Consider the following 24,788-nt stretch of genomic DNA (forward strand, 5'->3'; position numbering starts at 1 on the left):
GCATTCGCGAGCAGGCTCGCTCCTACAGGGGTCCGCATTGATCGTTCCCACGCGCAGCAAAGGAATGCAGCCCGGGACGCTCTGCGTCCCATTGGAACGCGGAGCATCCCTTGAGGCACTCCCACGCAGAGCGCGAGAATGATTAACGTGTGAACCGATCAAGCCGGGCAAAAAAAAGGCCCCGCATCTGCGAGGCCTTTTACGTGGGCATCAATTTCAACTGGCTGGCCTCATTCCTTGAGAAAGCCCGAACATGAACAACAGCAAATCATGATCCGGCTGGGTCGCCACGGAGGCTTTCGCCACCCGTGGCAGTGTGCAATGAGCGTCCGTCGTGGACGCTCCGATGACCTGCATGCGTGGCTGCTCCCAGGCAGCCACCGCTAATGAAGCGACTGCCAAGGCTCCGACCAGAAACAAACCTCGTGCAATTTCGAGTTTCATCGCTATAAACCTTTGATAGCGCTGCCAAACGCCGTCTCATAAAAATAGACGAGTTTTTTCCAGTCAGCATCGCGGAACGACGAATGGCGACGCAGTTGCTTCATGTCGTGCTGTGCGGCGCGATAGGCGGTCAGGCGCTGGCGACATTTTTCCAGATCGATCAGTGCCACTTCGACCTTGGCCGACTCGCCTTCACCGGTCACCCGCACGAATACGTGCTTGATGTAGATGCAGCTGTGCTGCCAACGGCCCTTGTGCATGCGCGCGAGGTTTTCCGCCAGATCCTTGAGCACGCGATCAAAGACCACATCGCCACATTGATCACGACCGCCGGCAGCGGCCAGCCAGTGTTCCAGTTCCTGGAAACCGTCCAGGGACTTGGTCACCAACAGCGCGCGCCATTTGTGCTGCGGATCAGGCTGGGCGCCACAGAAAACGATTTGCGGCACACGTACACCGAGCTTGCTCACGCCAGTCAGCGCATCGAGCTCGCGCAATACGGTCGGGCGACCGAACGGGTGCAACCAGCTGCGATAGATGTGTCCGGTCTGGCGCTTGGCGTACAGCAACTGGCCGTCACGACCGACGATGCGCTGCACACCACTTTCACCACCGCGGCGCACGTTGGGTTCTTCAACCCATTCGCCACGCTGGGCCCAGTAATAATCGAAACCATCTTGCGAATCGACGTTCGCTTCAACTGCTGCTTGCACTGCCATCCCTTACCTCTTGCGTAATACGTAAACCCGCCACATCGCATAGAGCGGTATAAAGTCCAGTTGTTCCTGAATGCGGAAACCGGCCTGTTCAAATTCTTTCTCGATCGTCGCCGCCGGAATCAGAAAACGATTCTGGTAATCACGATTCGGCCGGTCCAGCTCGGCGCGCTTGCGCTTCCAGGCCTTGAAATTGCCGTCTACCCACAATGAAACAATCACGCTGTCGCGGCTCACGCGCTCGAATTCGCGCAGAATCACCTGACGATGCTCGGACTCACCGATGTGGTGCAGCAGACGCATGCAGAAGATGCTGTCGACCGAGTTGTCCGGCAAGGCAATGTCGAACGCCGAGGTGTGCAGCGGTTGTACACGCTTGACCACGTCGGCCGGCTGCCCTTGCATTGCCGTCTTGATCATCGACTCGGAGTTGTCCGCGCCGATGATCACCCGGTTGGGTTTTTCCGCGAGCATGGGCCAGAAACGCCCGGCGCCGCAGGGCAAATCCAGCACCAGACCGGGATCGCCCGCCAGCGACAAGGCCTTGCGCGCCAACTGCTCATCGCGCCAATGCGACAGGCGGCGGCCTAAGCTTTCCTTGTGCTTGCGAAGATATCTCTGCGCGTGCTGGTCGTCATACTTCTCGGAAAAATCGAGCTTGATCGGGTCGGCCATGATCTGGACTCCTGAATGTCTGATGACGCCACCTTAGTCAGCGGCGTGTCAGCGTCAGGTCGTCCAATTGTGAAAAAAATGTCAGGTAAACCGGCAAAGTATTACAACGTTATACAGGAATCAGACAGGTTGGCGGGAGTACTCTGTCGCGACTATTTGCCTGCGTTAACGCCAAGATCTACCTCGAATCGGCAGCCATTGGGTTCCATCGTGCTCAAGCTGACGGTCCAGCCCTGGTTTTCACAGATGCGCTGCACCAGCGACAAGCCAAGCCCGAGGCCATCGCCGCGTTTTTCACTGCCGCGCACGAACGGTTCGAACATGGCTTCGCGTTTTTCCTCGGGGATACCTACGCCCGAATCCTCGACGATAAAGCCGTGGGCGGTCAGGGTCAGGCGAATGAAACCTTCCTCGGTGTAATGCAGGGCATTGCGCAGCAAATTGCCCATCACCGCGTTGAGTAACGTCGCGTTGTACCGGGTCTCCGCCGGGTTGCCCGGCTCGAACATCAGCGTCAGGCCCTTGCGCTCGATCGGCTCGCGCCACAGGCACAACAGGCTTTGCGCCACTTGCATGAGATCATGCTGCGGCGCTGCTCCGCTCTCTTCGTTTTGCGCGCGTGCGAGCATCAGGAACGTTTGCACCAGCTCGCGCATTTCCTCGCTGGCCCGGGCAATGCGCTCGACTTGCGAGCGACCGCGCTGATCGATGCCCGGATTCTCCAGCAGCAGCTCGCAGGAACTGGCCAGCACCATCAACGGCGTGCGCAATTCATGACTGACGTCGCTGGTGAACAAGCGTTCGCGGGTCAATGCCTGACGCAAGCGTCCCAGCGTGGCATCGAACGCCACCGCCAGTTCACCGACTTCATCCGCCGCATAATCCGGTGCCAGCGGCGGTGCCAACCCGAGCAACTGATCGCGATGACGGACCTGCCTCGCCAGCCGTACCACCGGCGCCATCACCTTGCGCGCAAGGACCCAGCCGAGGAACACCGCCAGTGCCAGGCTGAGCACAAAGCCCACCAGCACCACCGCAAACAGCACGCGCTCGCGCTCTTCGAAATCACTTTGATCCTGCAGCAGTACATAGCGGCGACCGTCGACGATTTCGACCATCGCGTGATACGACAGCTGCTCGCGGAACACTTCATGAAAACCGGCATCGAGATGGCGCAGATCCTTGGGCAGATCGAAATCGCCCGGCCCGCCACTGAAATAGAACAGTTGATCCGGTTCAGGACGGTGGCTCCAGTCGGAAACGTTGTCCATCAACAGCAAACGTTGGAGGTCGCCGCCGAGTCCCGCCGAAATCAGTTTTTCCTCGACCAGATGCACGGTCGCGACAATGCCCATGGCAAACGCGCCGGCCACCAGTGCGCTCATCAAGGCAAAGGCAATGATGATCCGCTGCGAAAGGCTTTGCTTGAACTCCATTACACGTCGGCCAAGCGGTAACCCACCCCGTGCACGGTGTGCAGCAGTGGCTTGGCGAACGGCTTGTCGATCACCTGACGCAACTGGTGCACGTGGCTGCGCAGACTGTCGCTGTCTGGGCAGTCATCGCCCCACAGCGCTTCTTCGAGAATTTCCCGGCGCAACACATGCGGGCTTTTCTGCATCAGCACCGCCAGCAGCTTCAGGCCGACCGGGTTGAGTTTGAGCAGTTTGCCGTCGCGGGTCACTTCCAGGGTGTCGAGGTCATAGCTCAGATCGGCGACCTGCAAGGCGCGGCGGCCACCACCCTGAGCGCGACGCATCACGGCTTCGACCCGTGCCGCGAGTTCGGACAGGGCAAACGGTTTGATCAGGTAATCGTCGGCACCCGACTTGAAGCCCTGCAAGCGGTCGTCCAGTTGGTCACGCGCGGTAAGCATGATCACCGGCGTGTCGCGCCGCGCATCTTCGCGCAGGCGTTTGCACAGGGTGTATCCATCGATCCCCGGCAACATGATATCGAGGACGATCAGGTCGTAATGCTCGGTGGCAGCCAGATGCAGGCCCGACAGACCGTCCTGCGCGCAATCGACGGTGTAGCCCTTGAGGCCCAGGTAATCGGCCAGATTGGCCAGGATGTCGCGGTTGTCTTCGACCAGCAGAATTCGCATGGGCACCTCCTCCGAACGGGGTTACGGCCGTCTTGGCCCGCGCAGCTTACGGCCAAGTGTGGCTCACGGCTAGGCATGTGTCGGGTTGTTTGGCGATAAAAATGCTGATGCTGCCCGCCAACGTTTTTTTCACTTTCGATTTACGAATCGGCAACGCCCGTGCGCGCAGACTCCGCGCGATTACGCTTGCCCGAACACTCTTGCCGACCAAGGAATTGCCCATGGCGTTGACTTCTGCCCGTCCCGTTTCGCGGCCGCTGAACTTGTGGTTATGCCTGGGCATACCCGCCGTTGCAGCGATCATTCTGGTGTTGCTCGAACTGACCGACCTGGACATGGATCTGGCCCGATTGTTCTATGACCCGGTCGCCGGCGACTTCATCGGACGGCACAGCTACTTTCTCGAAGACATCCTGCACGACCGCGCCAAACAGGTGGTCATCGCCTTCTCGGTGTTCGCGATCCTCGGTTTCATCGGCGCGTTTTTCCTCGCCCGACTCAAACCGTTCAAACGTGAGCTGGGCTGCCTGGTGCTGTCGCTGGGCCTGGCCACTTCATTCGTCACCCCGGTCAAAGCCGTGACGGCGGTGCAATGCCCGTGGAGCCTGGAACAATTCGGTGGGCACGAAACGTACAGCAAACTGATGGAACACCGCCCACCGACCGACAAGCCGGGCCGTTGCTGGCCGGGCGGGCATGCGGCGACAGGTTTTACCTTGTTCGCGCTGTTCTTTGTCCTGCGTGATCGTCGCCCACGGCTGGCGCGGCAGGCATTTATCTTCGCCTTTGCGCTGGGTTCGGTGTTTTCGATCAGCCGGATGATGCAGGGCGCGCACTTCTTCTCGCACAACGTGTGGACGGCAATATTCTGCTGGCTGATTTGCCTGGGGGCTTATTACTGGGTGCTGTATCGCCCGGCGGGCAAGGCTGCGGCGGTTGCAAACCCACACCCGATCAACGCCTGAAACAAGGAACCCGTGGGAGCGAGCCTGCTCGCGAATGGTCGGGTCAACTGGTTTCCATGTCGGATGACAAACCGCTTTCGCGAGCAGGCTCGCTCCCACAATGGGTTTCAGTGAACTTCGAGATTTTGGCAATAAAAAACCCCGCCTGCTTTCACAGGCGGGGTTTTTCGTTACGGGGGTAAGGCTGGCTTACATCATGCCGCCCATGCCGCCCATGCCGCCCATGTCTGGCATACCGCCGCCAGCCGAGCCTTCTTTCTTCGGTGCGTCAGCAACAGCTGCTTCGGTGGTCAGGATCAGACCGCCGATCGAGGCTGCGGCTTGCAGAGCCGAACGGGTTACCTTGGTTGGGTCCAGGATGCCCATTTCGATCATGTCGCCGTATTCGCCGGAAGCAGCGTTGTAACCGAAGTTACCCTTGCCGTTCTTCACTTCGTTGACGACGACGCTTGGCTCGTCACCGGAGTTGGCAGCGATCTGACGCAGCGGCGCTTCAACAGCGCGACGCAGCACAGCGATACCGACGTTCTGGTCAGCGTTGTCGCCGGTCAGTTCGGTCAGGGCTTCCAGAGCACGGATCAGCGCTACGCCACCGCCAGGTACCACGCCTTCTTCAACGGCTGCACGGGTTGCGTGCAGGGCGTCTTCAACGCGGGCCTTCTTCTCTTTCATTTCGACTTCGGAACCAGCGCCAACCTTGATCACTGCAACGCCGCCGGACAGCTTGGCGAGACGCTCTTGCAGTTTTTCACGGTCGTAGTCCGAGGAAGTTTCGGCAACCTGGGCACGGATCTGAGCGATACGGCCTTCGATGTCTGCCTGCACGCCAGCACCGTCAACGATGATGGTGTTTTCTTTGGACAGGGTCACACGCTTGGCGTTACCCAGGTGCTCCAGGGTGGTGCTTTCCAGGCTCAGACCGATCTCTTCGGAGATCACGGTACCGCCGGTCAGAACAGCGATGTCCTGCAGCATGGCCTTGCGACGATCGCCGAAGCCTGGTGCCTTGACGGCAGCGACTTTAACGATACCGCGCATGTTGTTCACCACCAGAGTCGCCAGGGCTTCGCCTTCAACGTCTTCGGCAACGATCAGCAGCGGACGGCCGGCTTTTGCCACAGCTTCCAGCACTGGCAGCATTTCGCGGATGTTCGAGATCTTTTTGTCGACCAGCAGGATCAGCGGGCCGTCGAGCTCGGCAACCATGGTGTCCGGCTTGTTGACGAAGTACGGCGACAGGTAGCCACGGTCGAACTGCATGCCTTCTACAACCGACAGTTCGTTTTCCAGGCCCGAGCCTTCTTCAACGGTGATCACACCTTCTTTTCCGACTTTTTCCATGGCTTCGGCAATGATGTCGCCGATGGAGTTGTCGGAGTTGGCGGAGATGGTGCCGACCTGAGCGATGGCTTTGAAATCAGCGCATGGCTTGGACAGGGCCTTCAGCTCTTTGACAATGGCGATGGTCGCCTTGTCGATGCCGCGTTTCAGGTCCATCGGGTTCATGCCGGCAGCGACGGCTTTCAGGCCTTCGTTGACGATCGACTGAGCCAGAACGGTCGCAGTGGTAGTACCGTCACCGGCGTCATCGTTGGCACGGGAGGCAACGTCTTTGACCAGCTGCGCGCCCATGTTTTCGAAGCGATCTTCGAGTTCGATTTCTTTGGCGACGGACACGCCGTCCTTGGTGATGGTCGGAGCGCCGAAGCTCTTCTCGAGGATCACGTTACGGCCTTTCGGGCCCAGGGTCGCTTTTACCGCGTCAGCCAGAACGTTGACGCCTTTGAGCATCTTGGAGCGGGCGGCATCGCCGAACTTAACTTCTTTAGCAGCCATGATCGATATTCCTTAAATACTTTGTAGTAACGGGAAAATGAACGGGAGTATCAGCCTTCGATAACCGCGAGGATTTCGTTCTCGCTCATTACCAGCAGGTCTTCGCCATCGACTTTCACAGTGTTGCTGCCGGAGTAAGGACCGAACACAACCTTGTCGCCTTCCTTCACGGACAGTGCACGCACTTCGCCGTTTTCCAGAGCTTTGCCCGGGCCTACAGCGAGAATCACACCGTGGTTGGCTTTTTCAGCAGCCGAACCTGGCAGGACGATACCGCCAGCGGTTTTCTTTTCTTCTTCGCTGCGACGGATGACGACGCGGTCATGCAGAGGACGAAGCTTCATTGTCGATCTCTCCTAATTGTGGTTTTCATCGGCCGGTGTAGTCCCGGCGGGTTTAACAAATCCGGCCTGTGCCGGGTGCGGCTCGTCGAGCGAACCGCGCAAGTCTGTCCGGTGTAATCACCGGAAACCTTTCGGTGACCGATACATAGGGGCGTACAAGCTGATTACAAGGGCTGGGGTAAAAAAAATTTTGACGCCGTCCAGCGATTTGGCCCCAAAACGAGCACGGCACCCGAAGGTGCCGTGTCGATGCTGAGGTTACTTGTGGTCGCGATGCTCGAACTCGCCTTCGATCACGTTTGGCTCGCGGCCCAACGGCTCGCGCGGTGCCGGACCGCCACGGGGTTGCAGGTCATCGGCGAAGGCGCGCTGGCGCATGGCCTGGTCTTCGGCACGCTGACGCATTTTGTTCGCCAGCAGACGCCGGGTGAACGGCAGCAACATGACCAGACCGACCACGTCGCTGATAAAGCCTGGAATGATCAACAGACCGCCGGCCAGCGCCAGCATCAAACCTTCGAGCATGGTCTGCGCTGGCAGTTCGCCGCGGTTCAGACTTTCACGGGCACGCAGGGCCGTGGCGAGGCCGGCGATGCGCAGCACGAACACGCCGAACATCGAGCCGACGATAATCAGCAGCAGGGCCGGGAAGAACCCGATCGCCCCTGCCACTTTGACGAATACGAACAGCTCCAGCACTGGAAACAGCAGAAAGAGCAACAGAAAAGGGCGCATCAAATTGTCCTCAACGCAAGAAATGCCTTGCAGTAAGCCTTAGATGACGTCGCCCTTGCGTGAATTCAACCTTAACAATCCGCTTTTTTTGCCCAGACCTCGGCGTGAGCCAATGAAACCAGGGCTTCGCGTACTTGTGTCGGCGTATTGCAAGGGCTTGGAAAGCCTAGCCAGTACAACGCCTGACCGATGCGCAGGTGCATGCCCTCGCTGTCGATCCCGGCCAGTTGCGCCGGCACGCTGTTCGGCAAACCGGCGAGCTCGACGTAATGGGCGATGGCCTTGGCGTGGTCGCTGTTCATGTGCTCGACCATGCTGATTTCAGCCTTGCCGGCGAACGGATTGGCCAGGGTCAACTGATCGATCCAGTGAATCGCACCGAAACCGCCGATATAGCGGTGACGCACCGGGTTGAGCACCCAGAAGTCGAAATCGTGAGCCTTGTGATAATTCTGCGAATCCGGGAAGTAGCGGTAGTAACGCTCAGCGGCGGCTTCGATGGCGACAGCGTCTTCGAGCTTTTGCGCTTCGGCCAGATAAGTAAGACGCCCCACCGCTTGTACGTCATCGGCCTCGCGCTCGCCGACCAGCATCGAGCACTTCGGGTCTTTTTGCAGGTTGTGGGTGTGCTGGGCGATGCGGCTGATCAGGATCAGCGGTCGGCCCTGCTCGTCCAGGCAATACGGGACCACGGAGCCGAACGGAAAACCGGGCATCGACTTGGAGTGGGTCGAGAGCACTCCACGGTATTCCTTGAGAAGCAATTCTCGGGCATTCTTCGCCACTTCAACGCTCAATTTATGACTCCTTGAATAGAATCCGTCGAAAAAACGGACAGGCGCGCGAAAACAGGTTTCGGCCACGCCATCGGGCAATGCTCCTGCGCAACCCGGTCACGGCCGGGGCGAAACGGGAGCCGCCAAGAATAAAAACCATCAGACCAGCAATCGGGGCACGCGCATGCAACTCAACGACAAAGTAATCATTATCACCGGCGGTTGCCAGGGTTTGGGCCGCTCCATGGCCGAGTACCTCGCCGGCAAAGGCGCGAAGCTCGCGCTGGTCGACCTGAATCAGGAAAAACTCGACGACGCCGTCGCCGCGTGCAAAGCCAAGGGCGTCGAGGCGCGCAGCTACCTGTGCAACGTCGCCAATGAAGAACAGGTCGAGCACATGGTCGCTCAGGTTGCCGCTGATTTTGGCGCGATTCACGGCCTGATCAACAACGCCGGAATACTGCGTGACGGCCTGTTGCTGAAGGTCAAGGACGGCGAAATGAGCAAAATGAGCCTGGCGCAGTGGCAGGCAGTGATCGATGTCAACCTGACCGGCGTGTTCCTCTGCACTCGTGAGGTAGCGGCGAAAATGGTCGAGCTGAAGAACAGCGGCGCGATCATCAATATTTCGTCGATCTCCCGCGCCGGCAACGTCGGCCAGACCAACTATTCCGCGGCCAAGGCCGGTGTTGCGGCGGCGACGGTGACCTGGGCCAAGGAGCTGGCGCGCTACGGCATTCGCGTGGCCGGCATTGCGCCGGGCTTCATCGAAACTGAAATGACCTTGGGCATGAAACCCGAAGCGCTGGAGAAAATGACCTCGGGCATCCCGCTCAAGCGCATGGGCAAACCGGAGGAGATTGCCCATTCGGCGGCGTACATCTTCGAGAACGACTACTACACCGGACGGATTCTGGAGATGGATGGCGGGTTGCGGATCTGATTGCCAACACAACACAACACAACTGTGGGAGCGAGCCTGCTCGCGAAAGCGGTGGGTCAGCCAACATCTTCGTTGACTGACACTCCCTCTTCGCGAGCAGGCTCGCTCCCACATTTTCATCCAGCGTTTATTCAATCGTCGCTGATGGTGATATTCGGCATCGCCGGCGTCGCCGCTTCCTGCAACACGATCCGCGCGCCGACGTGGCGGGCCAGTTCCTGGTAGACCATGGCGATCTGGCTGTCCGGTTCGGCGATCACTGTCGGCTTGCCGCCATCGGCCTGTTCGCGAATCAGCATCGACAGCGGCAGCGAGGCCAGCAGTTCCACGCCGTACTGGGTGGCAAGCTTCTCGCCACCGCCCTCACCGAACAGATGCTCGGCATGCCCGCAGTTCGAGCAGATGTGCACGGCCATGTTTTCCACCACGCCCAGTACCGGAATGTTGACCTTACGGAACATTTCCACGCCTTTGCGCGCGTCGAGCAGGGCCAGGTCCTGTGGCGTGGTGACGATCACTGCGCCCGCCACCGGGACTTTCTGCGCCAGGGTCAGTTGGATGTCGCCAGTGCCTGGCGGCATGTCGATGACCAGATAATCCAGATCGCCCCACGCAGTTTGCGTGACCAGTTGCAGCAGCGCGCCGGAGACCATCGGCCCGCGCCAGACCATCGGCGTGTTGTCATCGGTGAGGAACGCCATCGACATGACTTCGACACCGTGGGCCTTGAGCGGCACGAACCATTTCTGGTCCTTGACCTCCGGGCGGGTACGCTCGGGAATGCCGAACATGATGCCCTGGCTCGGGCCGTAGATATCGGCGTCGAGAATCCCCACTTTGGCGCCTTCGCGAGCCAGTGCGAGAGCGAGGTTGGCAGCGGTGGTCGACTTGCCCACGCCGCCCTTGCCCGAAGCCACGGCGACCACGTTCTTGACGTTGGCCAGCCCCGGAATCTGCGCCTGGGCCTTGTGCGCGGCGATCACGCTGTTGACCTCGACGCGAGCGGTGACTACGCCGTCGAGATTTTCGATGGCCAGTTGCAGCAATTGCGCCCAACCACTTTTGAACAGACCGGCGGCGTAGCCGATTTCCAGCTGCACGTTGACGCGGTCACCGATGATCTCGATGTTTTTTACGCAACCGGCGCTGACCGGATCCTGGTTCAGGTAAGGGTCGGTGTATTGGCTGAGGACGGCTTCCACCGCTGCGCGAGTGACGGCGCTCATGGGCAACTCCGATAACAAGACTGGAAAAGATGGCGGCTATCCTACCCCTTCTATCCTCCGGACGGCATGCCCGGCAACGATTTGCAGGGGTGAAATATCTTGTCCGGCGCTTTATAGTGGCCGACCTCCGTTTCATCAAGTAGCGAAGCCCTACATGTCCGAGCCACGCAAGATCCTCGTCACCAGCGCCCTGCCCTACGCCAATGGTTCGATCCACCTTGGCCACATGCTGGAATACATCCAGACCGATATGTGGGTGCGCTTCCAGAAGCATCGCGGCAACCAATGCATCTATGTCTGCGCCGACGACGCCCACGGTTCGGCGATCATGCTGCGCGCGGAAAAGGAAGGCATCACCCCGGAACAACTGATCGCCAACGTGCAGGCTGAACACAGCGCCGACTTTGCCGATTTCCTGGTTGATTTCGACAACTTCCACTCCACTCACGCCGAAGAAAACCGTGAGCTGTCGAGCCAGATCTACCTCAAGCTGCGTGACGCCGGGCATATCGCCCAGCGCTCGATCACCCAGTATTTCGACCCGGAAAAGAAAATGTTCCTGGCCGACCGCTTCATCAAGGGCACCTGCCCGAAATGCGGCACCGAAGACCAGTACGGCGACAACTGCGAAAAATGCGGCGCGACCTACGCCCCGACCGACCTGAAGGATCCGAAGTCGGCAATCTCCGGCGCCACCCCGGTGCTCAAGGATTCCCAGCATTTCTTCTTCAAGCTGCCGGACTTCCAGGACATGCTGCAGGCCTGGACCCGCAGCGGCACCCTGCAGGACGCTGTCGCCAACAAGCTTTCCGAATGGCTCGACGCCGGCCTGCAACAGTGGGACATCTCCCGCGATGCGCCGTACTTCGGCTTCGAGATTCCGGGCGAGCCGGGCAAGTATTTCTACGTGTGGCTGGATGCGCCGATCGGCTACATGGCCAGCTTCAAGAACCTTTGCAACCGTACGCCGGAGCTGGACTTCGACGCGTTCTGGGGCAAGGATTCGACCGCCGAGCTGTACCATTTCATCGGCAAGGACATCGTCAATTTCCACGCGCTGTTCTGGCCAGCGATGCTCGAAGGCGCGGGTTTCCGCAAGCCGACCGCGATCAACGTACACGGTTACCTGACCGTCAACGGCCAGAAGATGTCCAAGTCGCGCGGCACCTTCATCAAGGCGCGTACGTATCTGGATCACCTGTCGCCGGAATACCTGCGCTACTACTACGCGGCGAAACTGGGCCGTGGCGTCGACGACCTCGACCTCAACCTCGAAGACTTCGTGCAGAAGGTCAACTCCGATCTGGTCGGCAAAGTAGTCAACATCGCCAGCCGTTGCGCCGGTTTTATCCACAAGGGCAACGCCGGTCTGCTGGTCGACAACAATGCCGCGCCGGAGCTGACCGAGGCCTTTCTCGCTGCCGCGCCGAGCATTGCCGACGCCTATGAAGCGCGCGACTTTGCCCGTGCCATGCGCGAAACCATGGCCCTGGCCGACCGCGCCAACGCGTGGATCGCTGACAAGGCACCGTGGTCGCTGAACAAGCAGGAAGGCAAGCAGGATGAAGTCCAGGCGATCTGCGCCACCGGCATCAACCTGTTCCGCCAACTGGTGATCTTCCTCAAACCGGTGCTGCCGCTGCTGGCCGCCGATGCCGAGGCGTTCCTCAACGTCGCGCCGCTGACCTGGAACGACCACACCACGCTGCTGGCCAACCATCAGCTCAACGAATTCAAACCGTTGATGACGCGTATCGACCCGGTAAAAGTGCAAGCCATGACCGATGCCTCCAAAGAAGACCTCACCGCCAGCCAGACCGACACGGGCGCAGCCGCGCCGGCCGGCAATGGCGAACTGGCCAAGGATCCGCTGTCGCCGGAAATCGATTTCGACGCGTTCGCCGCCATCGATCTGCGCGTGGCGCTGATCGTCAAGGCTGAGCACGTTGAGGGCGCCGACAAGCTGCTGCGCCTGACCCTCGATATCGGCGACGAGCAACGTAACGTGTTCTCCGGCATCAAGAGCGCTTACCCGGACCCGTCGAAACTCGACGGTCGCCTGACCATGATGATCGCCAACCTCAAGCCGCGGAAAATGAAGTTCGGCATCTCCGAGGGCATGGTGATGGCGGCAGGTCCCGGTGGTGAAGAGATCTACCTGCTGAGCCCGGACAGCGGCGCCAAGCCGGGTCAACGTATCAAGTAAGACAGTGCGGTAAATCGATCCCACCGGCGTGCGCTGCATGCCGGTGGGATTTTTCATATACGGCCGGATAAGGCCTAACCTAAACAGACACCCGCCCGTTTCGCTGGCAGAACCATGACTGAATTCGTGCTAACGCTGATCAGTGCCGCGCTGCTCAACAACTTCGTGTTGCACTGGCCGCTGGGCGTCGATCCGCTGTTGGCGGGCAGCCGTCGCCAAGTGCATGCGTTGGGGCTGGCGACGCTGTGTCTGATGGTGATCGTTGGCGTTATCGGCTACGCAATCTGGCATTGGCTGCTGGTGCCGCTGCAACTTCAGGCCCTGCGTCTGTTCGTGTTTCTGCCGATGAGCGTTTTGCTGATTGCACCGCTGCTCAAAGGCCTGGCGCGTGGGTTGCCGAACCTTCCCTTCGACGGTTTATGGCCGCTGTTGCTGGGCAATGCCGGCGTTCTCGGCCTCGCGCTGATCAACGCGCAAAACGATCAGGGCCTGCTTCACGCAATGGCGCTGAGCCTGGGCGCCGGGTTGGGATTCTGGCTGGTGCTGAGCCTGTTCAGCGACCTGCGTGAACGCACGGCTGACAACGACATTCCCCTGCCCTTTCGCGGCTTGCCGATCGATCTGCTCGGCGCCGGACTGATCGCAGTGATTTTTCTCGGATTCAGTGGACTGATCAAAACATGAGTCTGATTCAACGCATCGATGCCCTCCTTCCGCAGACCCAGTGCGGCAAGTGCGGTCATCCCGGATGCAAACCTTATGCGCAAGGCATCGCCGCGGGCGAGCCGATCAACAAGTGCCCGCCGGGTGGCGAGGAAACCATCGCCGCGCTGGCCGAGCTGTTGAAAGTGCCGGTGCTGGAACTGGACGTCAGCCGCGGCTCGGCGCCGGCGCAGGTAGCGTTCATTCGCGAAGCCGAGTGCATCGGCTGCACCAAGTGCATTCAGGCTTGTCCAGTCGACGCGATTGTCGGCGCGGCGAAACTGATGCACACCGTCCTGATCGACGAGTGCACCGGTTGCGACCTGTGCGTCGCGCCGTGCCCGGTGGACTGCATCGAAATGCACCCGCTGCCGCCCGAGACGTTGCCGGTGGTGGGCGGGCTGGCCTTCAGCCTCGACGAGCAACGCGCACGCGCCGCCAAACGCGATCACGCACGGCAACGCTTCGAGCGGCGCAACGAACGCCTGCGCCGCGAAGAACAGCAGAAACAGGCTGAACGTGAGGCTCGGGCAAAGCGACCGGCACAAGCGCAAGTGAGCACCACTGACCCGGTGCAGGCCGCCCTTGAACGGGTGCGAGCGCAAAAAGCGGCGAACGCAGACGCGGCCGTGAAGAAAGCCAAAGTCGATGTCGCGATGAGCCGCGCGCAACTGCACAAATCGCTGAAAGCCTTCGGCCATCCACCAACCTTCGAGCAGCAGGCGCAATTGACCGTTTTGCAGCGCCAGTTCGAAGCGGCTGAACAGGTGCTGGCGCATCTGGAGAATAGCGCCGTCCCCGCAGCGCCCCCACCGCCCCCCGCAACAGACGCCGACCTGAAGCGGGCCAAGATCCAGCTGGCGATGTGTCGTGCCGAATACGGCAAGCTCGAACGTAACGCCGACACGCCCGCCGAGATTCTTGAAGAGGCTCGCGCGCGACTGCAAGCTGCCGAGCGCCAGGTAAACGAACATGCCGCCCCTTGAGGCAGCCGACGATCGCCTGCAACAGGCGATGAGAACCGTGCTGCTGGCCACGGTGCCAGGGCTGCTGACACTGTTCTGGTTTTATGGCTGGGGCATGTTGATCAACCTGATGCTGGCGGTTGGCACCGCGCTGACTGTCGAAGCGGGCGTTGCGCAACTGCGCCGGCAGCCCCTGCGGCCAGCGCTGCGCGACGCCAGCGCGCTGGTCAGCGCAATATTGCTGGCGGCGGCATTGCCTGCCTATGGCCCTTGGTGGCTGACGGTGATCGCAATGGGCGCGGGCTTGCTGTTCGGCAAGCACGTGTATGGCGGCACAGGAAAAAACCCGTTCAATCCGGCGATGCTCGGCTTTGCATTGGTGATGATCATGTTCCCGCGCGCGATGACGCAGTGGCCGGCACATGGTCTGGAGCTGGCGGCAACCTTGCAACAGATATCTGGCTCGGGTCAGGCGCCGGACGCCTGGGCACAGGCGACCGCGCTGGACACGCTACGCACCAACACCAGCCTGACCATGGACGAACTGTTCGCCAGCCATACGGCGTTCGGGCACTTTGGTGGTCGCGCTGCCGAGTGGGTGAATCTGGCGTTTCTGGCCGGTGGCGTGTTTTTGCTGCAACGGCGGGTGTTTAGCTGGCACGCACCGTTGGGCATGCTCGCCAGTCTGTTGGTGATCAGCCTGCTGTGCTGGAACGGCTCGGGATCGGATTCGCAGGGTTCACCGCTGTTTCATCTGCTCAGCGGCGCGACCATGCTCGGCGCGTTCTTCATTGTCACTGAGCCAGTCTCCGGCGCCAAAAGCGCACTGGCCCGTTTGCTCTTCGGCGCTGGGGTCGGGTTGCTGACATACGTGATCCGCACGTGGGGCGGCTACCCGGACGGGCTGGCCTTTGCGGTGTTGCTGATGAACCTCTGCGTGCCAGCGCTTGAGCGAATCGATGCGCGTCGACAGATCAAGGTGAACCCGTGAATCGCCGGGTGAGCGCAATGATCGTGCTGCTGGTGGCCATCAGCGGTATCGCCGCGACTTACCTGCTGGCGCGAGCGAGCGCGCCGGAGATCGCCGCCGCCCAGCACTTGCTCGACAGCCGCAAATGGCTCGATATGCTGGCGCCCGAGAGCTACGACAATCAGCCGCTGCGGCAACCACTGAGCTTGATCGATACCCGACTGGAACACAGCCAGTTGAGCGCAGGTTATCGCGCGACGCTGAATGGCAAGTCCGCGGCGATACTGTTGCGCAGTCAGACTCAGGGCTATGTGGGCGTGATCGAATTATTGATCGTCATCGAGCCGAATGGCAGATTGCTCGCGGTGAAAACCCTGGAACAGCGCGAAACACCGGGACTTGGCGGGCATCTGGCGGACCGGCCGAATGCCTGGCTGCAGGCGTTTGCCGGCAAATCGAGCGATGCCGGTTGGGCGCTGAAGAGGGATGCAGGACAGTTCGATCAGATCGCCGGAGCGACCATTACGTCTCGCGCAGTGATCAATGCGGTGCATGACGCCCTGCGTTACTTTGATGAACACCGCGCCGCACTATTGGGGAGCGGAACATGAAACCGTCGTCAGACCTCGCTCATTGCATGATGCTGACATTGCTGCTGGGCAGCAGCGGTTCACTGGCTGGCGCGATCGGCATTCTGCTGATGTTCAGCGTTGTCGTGGGCCTGTACGGCCTGTGCATGCGCGCGTTACGCCCGCAATTGACGGAGACTGGCAGACTGTTTGCGAGTGTATTGCTAGCGGCAACGCTCAGCAGCTGCGCCGACCTGTTTACGCAACGCTGGTTTCTGTCGTGGCAGCACGCTTTCGGCCTGTATGCCAGCGTGATCGCCTTGCAATGTGTAGTGCTCGAATACCATGGTTTCTGGCGCATGGCGCTGGCCGAGCGCGGCAGACTCTGCGCTCTGTCAGGCGGATTGCTGTTGCTGCTGGGCATCCTGCGCGAAGTTGCGGGGAGCGGCGGTCTCGGCCGCAGCCCCTCGGACACCTGGCAAGGTATCGTCCTGTTCAGCGGGGGACTGCCACTGATCAGTCTGGTTCCAGGCGCTTTTATTATGTTGGCGCTGCTGCTGGCGGCGCGTCAGGCACTGGTTCGCCCGAAATTGAATTCAAAGGAAATGCATCGACCATGAATGCCGCAAAACGTCTGGAGATTTTCCGCCGTCTGCACGAAGACAATCCCGAGCCAAAAACCGAATTGGCCTATTCATCGCCATTCGAGCTGTTGATCGCAGTGATTCTATCGGCACAGTCGACGGACGTTGGCGTCAACAAGGCCACGGCAAAGCTGTTCCCGGTGGCGAATACACCGGCCGCGATCCATGCCTTGGGCGTTGAAGGCCTGTCCGAATACATCAAGACCATCGGCCTCTACAACAGCAAGGCGAAAAACGTTATCGAAACCTGCCGCCTGCTGGTCGAACGCCACGGCGGCGAGGTACCGCAAACCCGTGAAGAACTGGAAGCCTTGCCCGGCGTGGGCCGCAAAACCGCCAACGTGGTGCTAAACACGGCATTCAGGCAACTGACCATGGCGGTCGACACGCATATTTTTCGGGTCAGCAACCGCACCGGCATTGCGCCGGGCAAGAACGTGGTTGAAGTAGAAATGAAACTGATGAAGTTTGTGCCCAAGGAGTTTTTGCTCGACTCCCACCATTGGCTGATTCTGCACGGACGTTATGTGTGTCTGTCGCGCAAGCCGCGCTGCGGCAGTTGCCGGATAGAGGACCTGTGTGAGTACAAGGCGAAAACTTCGGACGATTGAGCGGCTATTGGGAAAATTGATAAGCCGATTGAAAAAAACTTTTTTACCCGCCACCGGAATATCGATATAAGGAGCGCCAAAGGCAATCTTGGCCGGGAGCTAACCTTATGAGCGACGACAAAGTACCCGTGGATGAAGACGACGATTTTATTCCCGTTGAGTCCGACGATAGTGAGCCCGTGGTCGAAGTTGCAAAGACCAACCTGAGCAAGCGCCGCACCATCGATAACCTGCTTGAGGAGCGCCGACTGCAAAGGCAGTTGGCTGATTACGATTTTGATCTTTGATACCTGAAAGCCTCCCGAACCGGAGGCTTTTTACTGTCTGCCATTCACTGAATCCGGCCAGCCCATGACCTGTCAGCTTTCGAAATGTCAGACCAGACCATTTCTCTGCGCCAGTTCGATCAGATCGACCAGCGAGCGCGCATTGAGCTTCAATAACAAGCGCGTCTTGTAGGTGCTCACGGTCTTGTTGCTCAAGAACATGCCGTCGGCAATTTCCTTGTTGGTCTTGCCGCGCGCCAACTGCTGCAACACCATCATTTCCCGGCCGGACAGACGATCCACCATGTCCGCTTCGCTGGCATTGCCCAGACTGGTACGCACGGTATGCAATGCCTGATTGGGGAAATAGCTGTAGCCGGACAACACGGCCTTGATTGCACTGAGCAATTCGGTCAGGTCCTGCTGTTTGCAGACGTAACCGGCTGCACCCGACTGCATGCAGCGCATCGAAAAATGCCCGGGCGCCTGGGAAGTCAGCACCAGTACTTTGATCGGCATCGCCGTTGAAGTCAGGCGAGCGATAACTTCCAGACCGTCAAGTTTGGGTATTCCGATATCCAGAATGACAATATCCGGCATTTGTTCTCGAGCAAGTTGTAACGCATCCACACCGTTATCGGTCTCTGCGATGACTTCGTAGCCATGACGTTCCATCAGCATACGCACCGCAAGACGAATGACAGGATGATCATCCACGATCAGCACTTTATTCATGGGCAAGTCCAGTTTCGCTGTTCGAATTTTTAGAGCACGCACAATATCCCAGTCACTTGCTCCATGGCATGCCAAGGTTGACATGCACTTGCATCGAGAGACATACCCTACAGTCATCGCGGATTAATCCTACAAAAAATCGCCTACCTCCTGAACGTCCGACGCTTTCCACTGTTCCGCTGACGGCTACGTTTGATCTTCAACCTTGTTGCAGGGTACTTCCAGCACTGTCGAGCGCTGCGGCAATAGCAAAAATGCCTGCGCCCCAACGGTGCTTGCAGGCGTTGAACCGAAAACTGCGAACTCACGGTTCAATGATTGGAAACACTGGGAAATACCTGTCGCCCTGCCAGGCAGGAAACCTTGAACACCCTAAACACTTGAAACAAGATATTTATACCCAAGCTAGTGGATTTTCTATAAATATAAGTACTCGCCGCGCAACTAAAACAACTTAGCCAATCAATCACGACCATGACAAAAATCAAATCAAAGAGTACAAAGATGATTAAACTCAAGAATAAAATTGCCAACCCGATGACAGTAATAGCCATATTCGCCGCAATATCCGAAACATCGGCAGCCGTATCACTGCCATTCCTGGACAACAAAGACAGGGAAATATATGTATGGTTTCTAATAAGCTTTCCATTCTACTTGCTGTTTCTATTCTTTATCACCTTGAACTTCAATTATCGCTCCCTCTATTCACCTTCAGACTTTGATAAAGACAAGAACTTTCTTAAAGTCATAGAAACCAACGAACGCGACAACAAGCGAAACGCACCGCCCCCCGAAGCTTGTGATCAAGGTGCATTCGGTCTATCGAGTTGTGTCCTGCCCGGCGAGTCGGGCGGTGTCGAGCGTAAAGACTCGTGCAAAGTCCACAATGCAGCCGATCCGCCAACGGATAGCGTTCCGAAACCCAGTCAGATCGTTCAGCACAATATCCAGTTGCCGGCGTGGGTCAGTCATCTGCATCTGATCGATGCGCGGGATGTCGATGCGACGAAGGAACTGGCGACGATTGTGCACAACATACGCAACCTTGATCGCAAAACGGCGCGAGTGATCGTGTTCCTTTCCAATCACGTGTCGGATGTGTTGCTGACGCAACATGCGCTGTTGTCAGCCAGGCAAGTGAAGAAAGGTTCCGGCAAAACGCCATGCATCGTCTACAACCTCTGCTCACAAGCAGTGACGCTGTTGGGAAGAGTCTGAACATGAGGCATTGCCAAGCGCGAGGATCCGGAACATTGCCCGGCCCAAGCAGACAACCATTGATGCAAAAAAGGGCGACCCTGTCTCAAAGACAAGGCCGCCCTTTTCATTGCGCGTCAGAGTGCAAGACTCAGAACAGCTTGCGACCCTTGTTGGCAGCAATGCGCATGCGCAGCGCGTTGAGCTTGATGAAGCCCGCCGCGTCGGCCTGGTTGTAAGCGCCGCCGTCTTCTTCGAAGGTCGCGATGTTGGAATCGAACAGCGAATCGTCGGACTTGCGGCCAGTGACAATCACGTTGCCTTTGTACAACTTCAGGCGCACAACGCCGTTCACATTGACCTGCGACGCGTCGATCATCTGCTGCAGCATCAGACGCTCCGGGCTCCACCAGTAACCGGTGTAGATCAGGCTGGCGTATTTCGGCATCAACTCGTCTTTGAGGTGAGCGACTTCGCGGTCCAGGGTAATTGACTCGATGGCGCGGTGCGCGCGCAGCATGATGGTGCCGCCCGGGGTTTCATAGCAGCCACGGGACTTCATGCCGACATAACGGTTTTCGACAATGTCGAGACGGCCGATACCGTGAGCACCACCGATCTTGTTCAGCGTCGCCAGCACGGTGGCCGGAGTCATTTCAACGCCGTCCAGCGCAACGATGTCGCCGTTACGGTAGGTCAGTTCCAGGTATTGCGCTTTGTCAGGAGCGTTCTCCGGGGAGACGGTCCATTTCCACATGTCTTCTTCGTGCTCGGTCCAGGTGTCTTCCAGCACGCCGCCTTCATAGGAGATGTGCAGCAGGTTGGCGTCCATCGAGTACGGGGATTTTTTCTTGCCGTGACGCTCGATCGGGATCGCGTGCTTCTCGGCGTAGTCCATCAGTTTCTCGCGCGACAGCAAGTCCCACTCGCGCCAAGGGGCAATCACTTTCACGCCTGGCTTGAGTGCGTAGGCGCCCAGTTCGAAACGCACCTGGTCGTTGCCCTTGCCGGTCGCACCATGGGAAATGGCGTCAGCGCCGGTTTCGTTGGCGATTTCGATCAGACGCTTGGCGATCAGCGGACGTGCGATGGAAGTACCCAGCAGGTACTCGCCTTCGTAAACGGTGTTGGCGCGGAACATCGGAAAGACGAAATCGCGCACGAACTCTTCGCGCAGGTCGTCGATGTAGATTTCTTTGACGCCCATGGCCTGGGCCTTGGCGCGGGCCGGCTCGACCTCTTCGCCTTGACCGAGATCGGCGGTGAAGGTCACCACTTCACAGTTATAAGTATCCTGCAGCCACTTGAGGATCACCGAAGTGTCCAGGCCGCCGGAATACGCCAGAACGACCTTGTTTACGTCCGCCATGCCATCACTCCACGGGGTTCTACGGAAAGCCGGGGAGTCTACCGCTCAAACGCGATAATTTACAGAGGCGCGACAGCTTAAGACGACAAAGCGACAGAATCTGTCGAGAGCGCGACGATGACCGGCGAGTCAGGAAGTCGCTGCAGCCGCGGCTGGCGTACTCGCTTGCGGCGCTGGAGCGGGGGCCGTCGTGGGTGCGACGCGCGCCAGTTTTACGTTGACGCGACGGTTCTTCGCACGGTTGGCTTTGTTGGTGTTCGGCACGATCGGATACTGCTCGCCGTGGAAACGCACCGTGATCTGCGACTCCTGAATGCCATTGGCCTTGAAGAAGTCGACCACCGCCAGCGCTCGGCGGCGCGACAGCTCACGATTGGTCAGGCGATTGCCGCTGTTGTCCGAGTGCCCGTCGAGTTCGATGTGGTTCACCGTCGGATCAGCCTTCATGTATTCGAGCATCACTTGCAGTTTGGCTTTGGCCGCCGGGTCGAGGTCAACGCCTTCGCCCGGGAAGCCGATCTGCGATTGCTTGATCTGGTCAAAATTCTGCGGCAGCAACTTCGCCACACAGGTCTGGTAATCGTTGAAGGCCTTGCTGAACTTGACCGGCAGCAGGCGCACTTCCGAGACCCGGCCATCACCCGATGCGCGGCGCACGACCGGACTGCGACCGTCCAGCAGCCCGCTGATCAGCCCGCCAGCCTGCGACTGCGAACTGTTGAACAGGACATTGCCGCTGCCCAGCCGCACGCTGCCCAGATTGATGTCGCCACGTCCCGGCTGCCAGGGTGCAGCGGCCGCCAGCAAGGTCGCTGAACCGCCGCCGAGCATGGCGTTGTAGGCGTTGAGGCGAAAAATCGCCTGCTCGCCGGCCTTGCGCACGAACTCGCCCGAGCCGAAATCGGTGATCGGCTGGGTCAGACGACACTCGAACTTGTCGCCGGCGACCGTCCACTCAATGTTCTCCAGACGGGTCTGGTAGGTCAGCGCCATCGCGGGAAGGCTGGCAAACACACTGAGCAAGGCTAAATAACGCTGGCGCACGGGAGGCTCCATTGGCTTGTGAAACACAAACACCGATTCACACAATGTTTACGGCATACCTTCGGGATATCGGACGCTTGTGGCAAAACTTGATAGCGGGTGCCTGCAAGAGTCTTTTCCGGTAGCATTCGCCTCAGTTTGACCCGCCTGGAAGCCCCTCATGTCCGACCGCCTGACCCTGCTGCGTCCCGACGACTGGCACATTCATCTTCGCGATGGTGCCGTGTTGACCAATACCGTTGCCGATGTGGCTCGCACCTTCGGGCGCGCGATCATCATGCCCAACCTGGTGCCACCGGTGCGCAACGCCGCTGAAGCCGACGGCTATCGTCAGCGCATTCTCGCTGCCCGCCCGGCCGGCAGTCAGTTCGAGCCGTTGATGGTGCTGTACCTCACCGACCGCACCCAACCGGAAGAAATCCGTCAGGCCAAGGCCAGCGGTTTTGTGTACGCCGCCAAGCTGTACCCGGCCGGCGCGACCACCAACTCCGATTCCGGCGTGACCAGCATCGACAAGATTTTCCCGGCGCTGGAAGCCATGGCCGACGTCGGCATGCCGCTGTTGATCCACGGTGAAGTCACCCGTGGCGACGTCGATGTGTTCGACCGCGAAAAGATCTTCATCGACGAACATATGCGCCGCGTGGTCGAGCGTTTCCCGACGCTGAAGGTAGTGTTCGAACACATCACCACCGGCGACGCCGTGCAGTTCGTCAACGAGGCTTCGGCCAACGTCGGCGCGACCATCACCGCCCATCACCTGTTGTACAACCGCAACCACATGCTGGTGGGCGGGATTCGGCCGCACTTCTATTGCCTGCCGATCCTCAAGCGCAATACGCATCAGGAAGCCTTGCTCGACGCCGCCACCAGCGGCAGCGCGAAGTTCTTCCTCGGCACCGACTCGGCGCCGCACGCCCAGCACGCCAAGGAAGCCGCCTGCGGCTGCGCCGGCTGCTACACCGCGTATGCCGCCATCGAGATGTACGCCGAAGCGTTCGAACAACGTAACGCGCTGGACAAGCTTGAAGCCTTCGCCAGCCTCAACGGCCCGCGCTTCTACGGCCTGCCGACGAACACCGATCGCATCACCCTGGTTCGTGAAGAATGGACCGCCCCGACCAGCCTGCCTTTCGGCGAGCTGACCGTTATCCCGCTGCGCGCCGGTGAAAAACTGCGCTGGCGCCTGCTGGAGGAACACGCGTGAGTGAAGAGCATTTCGACGACGAGCTGGACGGTCAAAATGGCGGCGGCGGTTCTCGCCATCCGATGGCAGCACGTTTTCGCGGCTACCTGCCGGTTGTCGTCGACGTAGAAACCGGTGGCTTCAATGCGGCCACCGATGCCTTGCTGGAGATTGCCGCGACCACCATCGCCATGGATGAAAAGGGTTTCGTCTACCCGGATCACACTTACTTCTTCCGCGTCGAGCCCTTCGAGGGCGCCAATGTCGAAGCAGCGGCGCTGGAGTTCACCGGGATCAAACTCGATCATCCGCTGCGCATGGCCGTCAGCGAAGAAACCGCACTGACCGACATTTTCCGCGGTATTCGCAAGGCATTGAAGGCCAACGGCTGCAAGCGGGCGATTCTGGTTGGGCATAACAGCAGTTTCGACCTGGGCTTCCTCAACGCGGCAGTTGCGCGCCTGGACATGAAGCGCAACCCGTTCCACCCGTTCTCCAGCTTCGACACCGCGACGCTGGCTGGTCTGGCGTACGGTCAAACCGTGCTGGCCAAAGCCTGTCAGGCCGCCGGCATCGATTTTGATGGCCGCGAGGCGCACTCGGCGCGTTACGACACCGAGAAAACCGCTGAGCTGTTCTGCGGCATCGTCAACCGCTGGAAGCAGATGGGCGGCTGGGAAGATTTCGACGACTGATCGTCATCGATCAAATCCCGCGCATGAAAAAACCGGCCACGTGGGCCGGTTTTTTTGTACCTCGACGTTGCGCCTTACAGGGCAGCAGCGTTCTCGGTCAGGTAAGCCGCAACGCCTTCTGGCGAAGCGTTCATGCCTTTGTCGCCTTTCTTCCAGTTGGCCGGGCAGACTTCGCCGTGCTCTTCGTGGAATTGCAGTGCGTCGACCAGACGGATCAGCTCTTCCATGTTACGGCCCAGCGGCAGGTCGTTGATGATCTGCGAGCGAACAACGCCCTTGTCGTCGATCAGGAACGCGCCACGGAACGCCACGCCGCCTTCCGACTCAACGTCGTAGGCCTTGGCAATGTCGTGCTTCATGTCGGCAGCCATGGTGTATTTCACCTGGCCGATGCCGCCATTGTTGACCGGGGTGTTGCGCCAGGCGTTGTGGGTGAAGTGCGAGTCGATCGACACAGCGATCACTTCAACGTTGCGAGCCTTGAAGTCAGCCATGCGGTTGTCCAGAGCGATCAGCTCGGACGGGCAGACGAAGGTGAAGTCCAGCGGGTAGAAGAACACCAGGCCGTATTTGCCTTTGATGGCCGAGGACAGGGTGAAGCTGTCGACGATCTCGCCATTGCCGAGTACGGCCGGGACGGTGAAGTCAGGGGCTTGTTTGCCTACGAGTACGCTCATTGATATCTCCTGGTGTAAAGACTTGAAGTTCAGGGTCCGGGCCAGCCTGCCACCCTCAGGCGACAGCCCTGTGACACGAACCCTCTTCGCAAGGGACGACCATCATACACTGCGTTTTTGGCCTGTCCTCAACGGATTTTCCACGTCGGCTGTCCGTCTGGCATTTATAGGGACAGGCAAAC

The 24,788-nt window shown here is 59.4% G+C and carries 27 protein-coding genes; 13 read left to right on the plus strand and 14 right to left on the minus strand.

Features of this window, described 5'->3' with window-relative positions; all coding sequences use genetic code 11:
- Positions 1-216 precede the first annotated feature (216 nt).
- From ACGSLL_RS13535 to colR, 5 genes are all read right to left on the minus strand, one after another.
- The gene (locus ACGSLL_RS13535) at positions 217-444 is read right to left on the minus strand and encodes a hypothetical protein (RefSeq protein ID WP_394506553.1); all 228 of its coding nucleotides are present in this window, start codon (positions 442-444) and stop codon (positions 217-219) included.
- A gap of 2 nt (positions 445-446) precedes the next feature.
- Positions 447-1,163: a lipopolysaccharide kinase InaA family protein gene (locus tag ACGSLL_RS13540; protein ID WP_394506555.1), complete on the minus strand. Its 717-nt coding sequence runs from the start codon at positions 1,161-1,163 to the stop codon at positions 447-449.
- A 3-nt stretch (positions 1,164-1,166) separates the two neighbouring features.
- Positions 1,167-1,835 carry a class I SAM-dependent methyltransferase gene (locus tag ACGSLL_RS13545; protein WP_208939947.1) on the minus strand — a complete coding sequence of 223 codons (669 nt, stop codon included), beginning with the start codon at positions 1,833-1,835 and terminating at the stop codon, positions 1,167-1,169.
- Positions 1,836-1,987: 152 nt separating this feature from the next.
- Complete coding sequence (locus ACGSLL_RS13550; RefSeq protein WP_394506558.1) at positions 1,988-3,271, minus strand: sensor histidine kinase; 1,284 nt, start codon at positions 3,269-3,271, stop codon at positions 1,988-1,990.
- Positions 3,271-3,942 carry a two-component system response regulator ColR gene (gene colR / locus ACGSLL_RS13555; RefSeq protein WP_064119015.1) on the minus strand — a complete coding sequence of 224 codons (672 nt, stop codon included), beginning with the start codon at positions 3,940-3,942 and terminating at the stop codon, positions 3,271-3,273. The genes ACGSLL_RS13550 and colR overlap by 1 nt, the downstream gene beginning before the upstream one ends.
- A 221-nt stretch (positions 3,943-4,163) precedes the next feature.
- Here colR and ACGSLL_RS13560 point away from each other — a divergent pair, with 221 nt between their 5' ends.
- Positions 4,164-4,907 (plus strand): phosphatase PAP2 family protein, encoded by a 744-nt coding sequence (locus ACGSLL_RS13560; RefSeq protein ID WP_394506560.1) that lies wholly within the window; start codon positions 4,164-4,166, stop codon positions 4,905-4,907.
- Positions 4,908-5,096: 189 nt separating this feature from the next.
- Here ACGSLL_RS13560 and groL read toward each other — a convergent pair whose 3' ends face one another.
- From groL to ACGSLL_RS13580, 4 genes are all read right to left on the minus strand, one after another.
- Positions 5,097-6,743 carry a chaperonin GroEL gene (groL, locus tag ACGSLL_RS13565; protein ID WP_090285825.1) on the minus strand — a complete coding sequence of 549 codons (1,647 nt, stop codon included), beginning with the start codon at positions 6,741-6,743 and terminating at the stop codon, positions 5,097-5,099.
- Between the two features lie 50 nt (positions 6,744-6,793).
- Positions 6,794-7,087 (minus strand): co-chaperone GroES, encoded by a 294-nt coding sequence (locus ACGSLL_RS13570; protein WP_007916610.1) that lies wholly within the window; start codon positions 7,085-7,087, stop codon positions 6,794-6,796.
- Between the two features lie 258 nt (positions 7,088-7,345).
- Complete coding sequence (locus tag ACGSLL_RS13575) at positions 7,346-7,822, minus strand: FxsA family protein (RefSeq protein ID WP_090285827.1); 477 nt, start codon at positions 7,820-7,822, stop codon at positions 7,346-7,348.
- A 71-nt stretch (positions 7,823-7,893) separates the two neighbouring features.
- Entirely contained in the window at positions 7,894-8,619 is a 726-nt protein-coding gene (locus ACGSLL_RS13580) for a HugZ family pyridoxamine 5'-phosphate oxidase (protein WP_394506564.1), read from the minus strand.
- 163 nt (positions 8,620-8,782) lie between these two features.
- Between ACGSLL_RS13580 and ACGSLL_RS13585 the strand changes: the two genes are divergently transcribed.
- Complete coding sequence (locus ACGSLL_RS13585) at positions 8,783-9,541, plus strand: SDR family oxidoreductase (protein ID WP_394506566.1); 759 nt, start codon at positions 8,783-8,785, stop codon at positions 9,539-9,541.
- A gap of 131 nt (positions 9,542-9,672) precedes the next feature.
- Here ACGSLL_RS13585 and apbC read toward each other — a convergent pair whose 3' ends face one another.
- Positions 9,673-10,767, minus strand: coding sequence for an iron-sulfur cluster carrier protein ApbC (apbC, locus tag ACGSLL_RS13590; RefSeq protein WP_394506568.1), 1,095 nt, complete (start codon positions 10,765-10,767; stop codon positions 9,673-9,675).
- A gap of 154 nt (positions 10,768-10,921) precedes the next feature.
- Here apbC and metG point away from each other — a divergent pair, with 154 nt between their 5' ends.
- The 8 genes from metG to ACGSLL_RS13630 all read left to right on the plus strand — a co-directional run bounded on the left by metG (position 10,922) and on the right by ACGSLL_RS13630 (position 17,721).
- On the plus strand, positions 10,922-12,973 hold the full coding sequence (gene metG, locus ACGSLL_RS13595; protein ID WP_394506570.1) for a methionine--tRNA ligase: 2,052 nt from the start codon (positions 10,922-10,924) through the stop codon (positions 12,971-12,973).
- 114 nt (positions 12,974-13,087) lie between these two features.
- A complete protein-coding gene (locus ACGSLL_RS13600; protein ID WP_394506572.1) occupies positions 13,088-13,657 on the plus strand; it encodes an electron transport complex protein RnfA in 570 nt (189 codons plus the stop codon).
- The gene (gene rsxB, locus ACGSLL_RS13605) at positions 13,654-14,661 is read left to right on the plus strand and encodes an electron transport complex subunit RsxB (protein ID WP_394506574.1); all 1,008 of its coding nucleotides are present in this window, start codon (positions 13,654-13,656) and stop codon (positions 14,659-14,661) included. The genes ACGSLL_RS13600 and rsxB overlap by 4 nt, the downstream gene beginning before the upstream one ends.
- The gene (locus tag ACGSLL_RS13610; protein ID WP_394506576.1) at positions 14,648-15,631 is read left to right on the plus strand and encodes an RnfABCDGE type electron transport complex subunit D; all 984 of its coding nucleotides are present in this window, start codon (positions 14,648-14,650) and stop codon (positions 15,629-15,631) included. Before rsxB ends, ACGSLL_RS13610 begins: the two co-directional genes overlap by 14 nt.
- Positions 15,628-16,221 carry an RnfABCDGE type electron transport complex subunit G gene (locus ACGSLL_RS13615; RefSeq protein ID WP_394506578.1) on the plus strand — a complete coding sequence of 198 codons (594 nt, stop codon included), beginning with the start codon at positions 15,628-15,630 and terminating at the stop codon, positions 16,219-16,221. Before ACGSLL_RS13610 ends, ACGSLL_RS13615 begins: the two co-directional genes overlap by 4 nt.
- Positions 16,218-16,799 (plus strand): Rnf-Nqr domain containing protein, encoded by a 582-nt coding sequence (locus ACGSLL_RS13620; RefSeq protein ID WP_394506580.1) that lies wholly within the window; start codon positions 16,218-16,220, stop codon positions 16,797-16,799. Before ACGSLL_RS13615 ends, ACGSLL_RS13620 begins: the two co-directional genes overlap by 4 nt.
- Positions 16,796-17,434, plus strand: coding sequence for an endonuclease III (nth, locus tag ACGSLL_RS13625; protein ID WP_394506582.1), 639 nt, complete (start codon positions 16,796-16,798; stop codon positions 17,432-17,434). The genes ACGSLL_RS13620 and nth overlap by 4 nt, the downstream gene beginning before the upstream one ends.
- A 107-nt stretch (positions 17,435-17,541) precedes the next feature.
- Positions 17,542-17,721, plus strand: coding sequence for a PA3496 family putative envelope integrity protein (locus ACGSLL_RS13630; RefSeq protein ID WP_394506584.1), 180 nt, complete (start codon positions 17,542-17,544; stop codon positions 17,719-17,721).
- Positions 17,722-17,808: 87 nt separating this feature from the next.
- Here ACGSLL_RS13630 and ACGSLL_RS13635 read toward each other — a convergent pair whose 3' ends face one another.
- Positions 17,809-18,435 (minus strand): response regulator transcription factor, encoded by a 627-nt coding sequence (locus tag ACGSLL_RS13635; protein WP_007916656.1) that lies wholly within the window; start codon positions 18,433-18,435, stop codon positions 17,809-17,811.
- Positions 18,436-18,939: 504 nt separating this feature from the next.
- Here ACGSLL_RS13635 and ACGSLL_RS13640 point away from each other — a divergent pair.
- Positions 18,940-19,656 carry a hypothetical protein gene (locus tag ACGSLL_RS13640; protein WP_394506586.1) on the plus strand — a complete coding sequence of 239 codons (717 nt, stop codon included), beginning with the start codon at positions 18,940-18,942 and terminating at the stop codon, positions 19,654-19,656.
- A 130-nt stretch (positions 19,657-19,786) separates the two neighbouring features.
- On the opposite strand, the gene ACGSLL_RS13645 is transcribed toward ACGSLL_RS13640, so the two are convergent.
- Together ACGSLL_RS13645 and ACGSLL_RS13650 are read right to left on the minus strand one after the other, a co-directional pair.
- Complete coding sequence (locus ACGSLL_RS13645) at positions 19,787-21,004, minus strand: argininosuccinate synthase (RefSeq protein WP_007916658.1); 1,218 nt, start codon at positions 21,002-21,004, stop codon at positions 19,787-19,789.
- Positions 21,005-21,133: 129 nt separating this feature from the next.
- Entirely contained in the window at positions 21,134-22,048 is a 915-nt protein-coding gene (locus ACGSLL_RS13650) for a flagellar protein MotY (protein ID WP_394506589.1), read from the minus strand.
- Between the two features lie 160 nt (positions 22,049-22,208).
- On the opposite strand from ACGSLL_RS13650, the gene pyrC reads away from it, so the two are divergent.
- On the plus strand, positions 22,209-23,255 hold the full coding sequence (gene pyrC, locus ACGSLL_RS13655; protein ID WP_090285858.1) for a dihydroorotase: 1,047 nt from the start codon (positions 22,209-22,211) through the stop codon (positions 23,253-23,255).
- Positions 23,252-23,929, plus strand: a complete 678-nt coding sequence (gene rnt, locus ACGSLL_RS13660) for a ribonuclease T (protein WP_090285860.1) — start codon at positions 23,252-23,254, stop codon at positions 23,927-23,929. The genes pyrC and rnt overlap by 4 nt, the downstream gene beginning before the upstream one ends.
- 74 nt (positions 23,930-24,003) lie before the next feature.
- Here rnt and ACGSLL_RS13665 read toward each other — a convergent pair whose 3' ends face one another.
- A complete protein-coding gene (locus ACGSLL_RS13665; RefSeq protein WP_003227723.1) occupies positions 24,004-24,606 on the minus strand; it encodes a peroxiredoxin in 603 nt (200 codons plus the stop codon).
- Positions 24,607-24,788 lie beyond the last annotated feature (182 nt).

The organism is Pseudomonas retamae, from assembly GCF_043496865.1.
GTDB lineage: Bacteria > Pseudomonadota > Gammaproteobacteria > Pseudomonadales > Pseudomonadaceae > Aquipseudomonas > Aquipseudomonas retamae.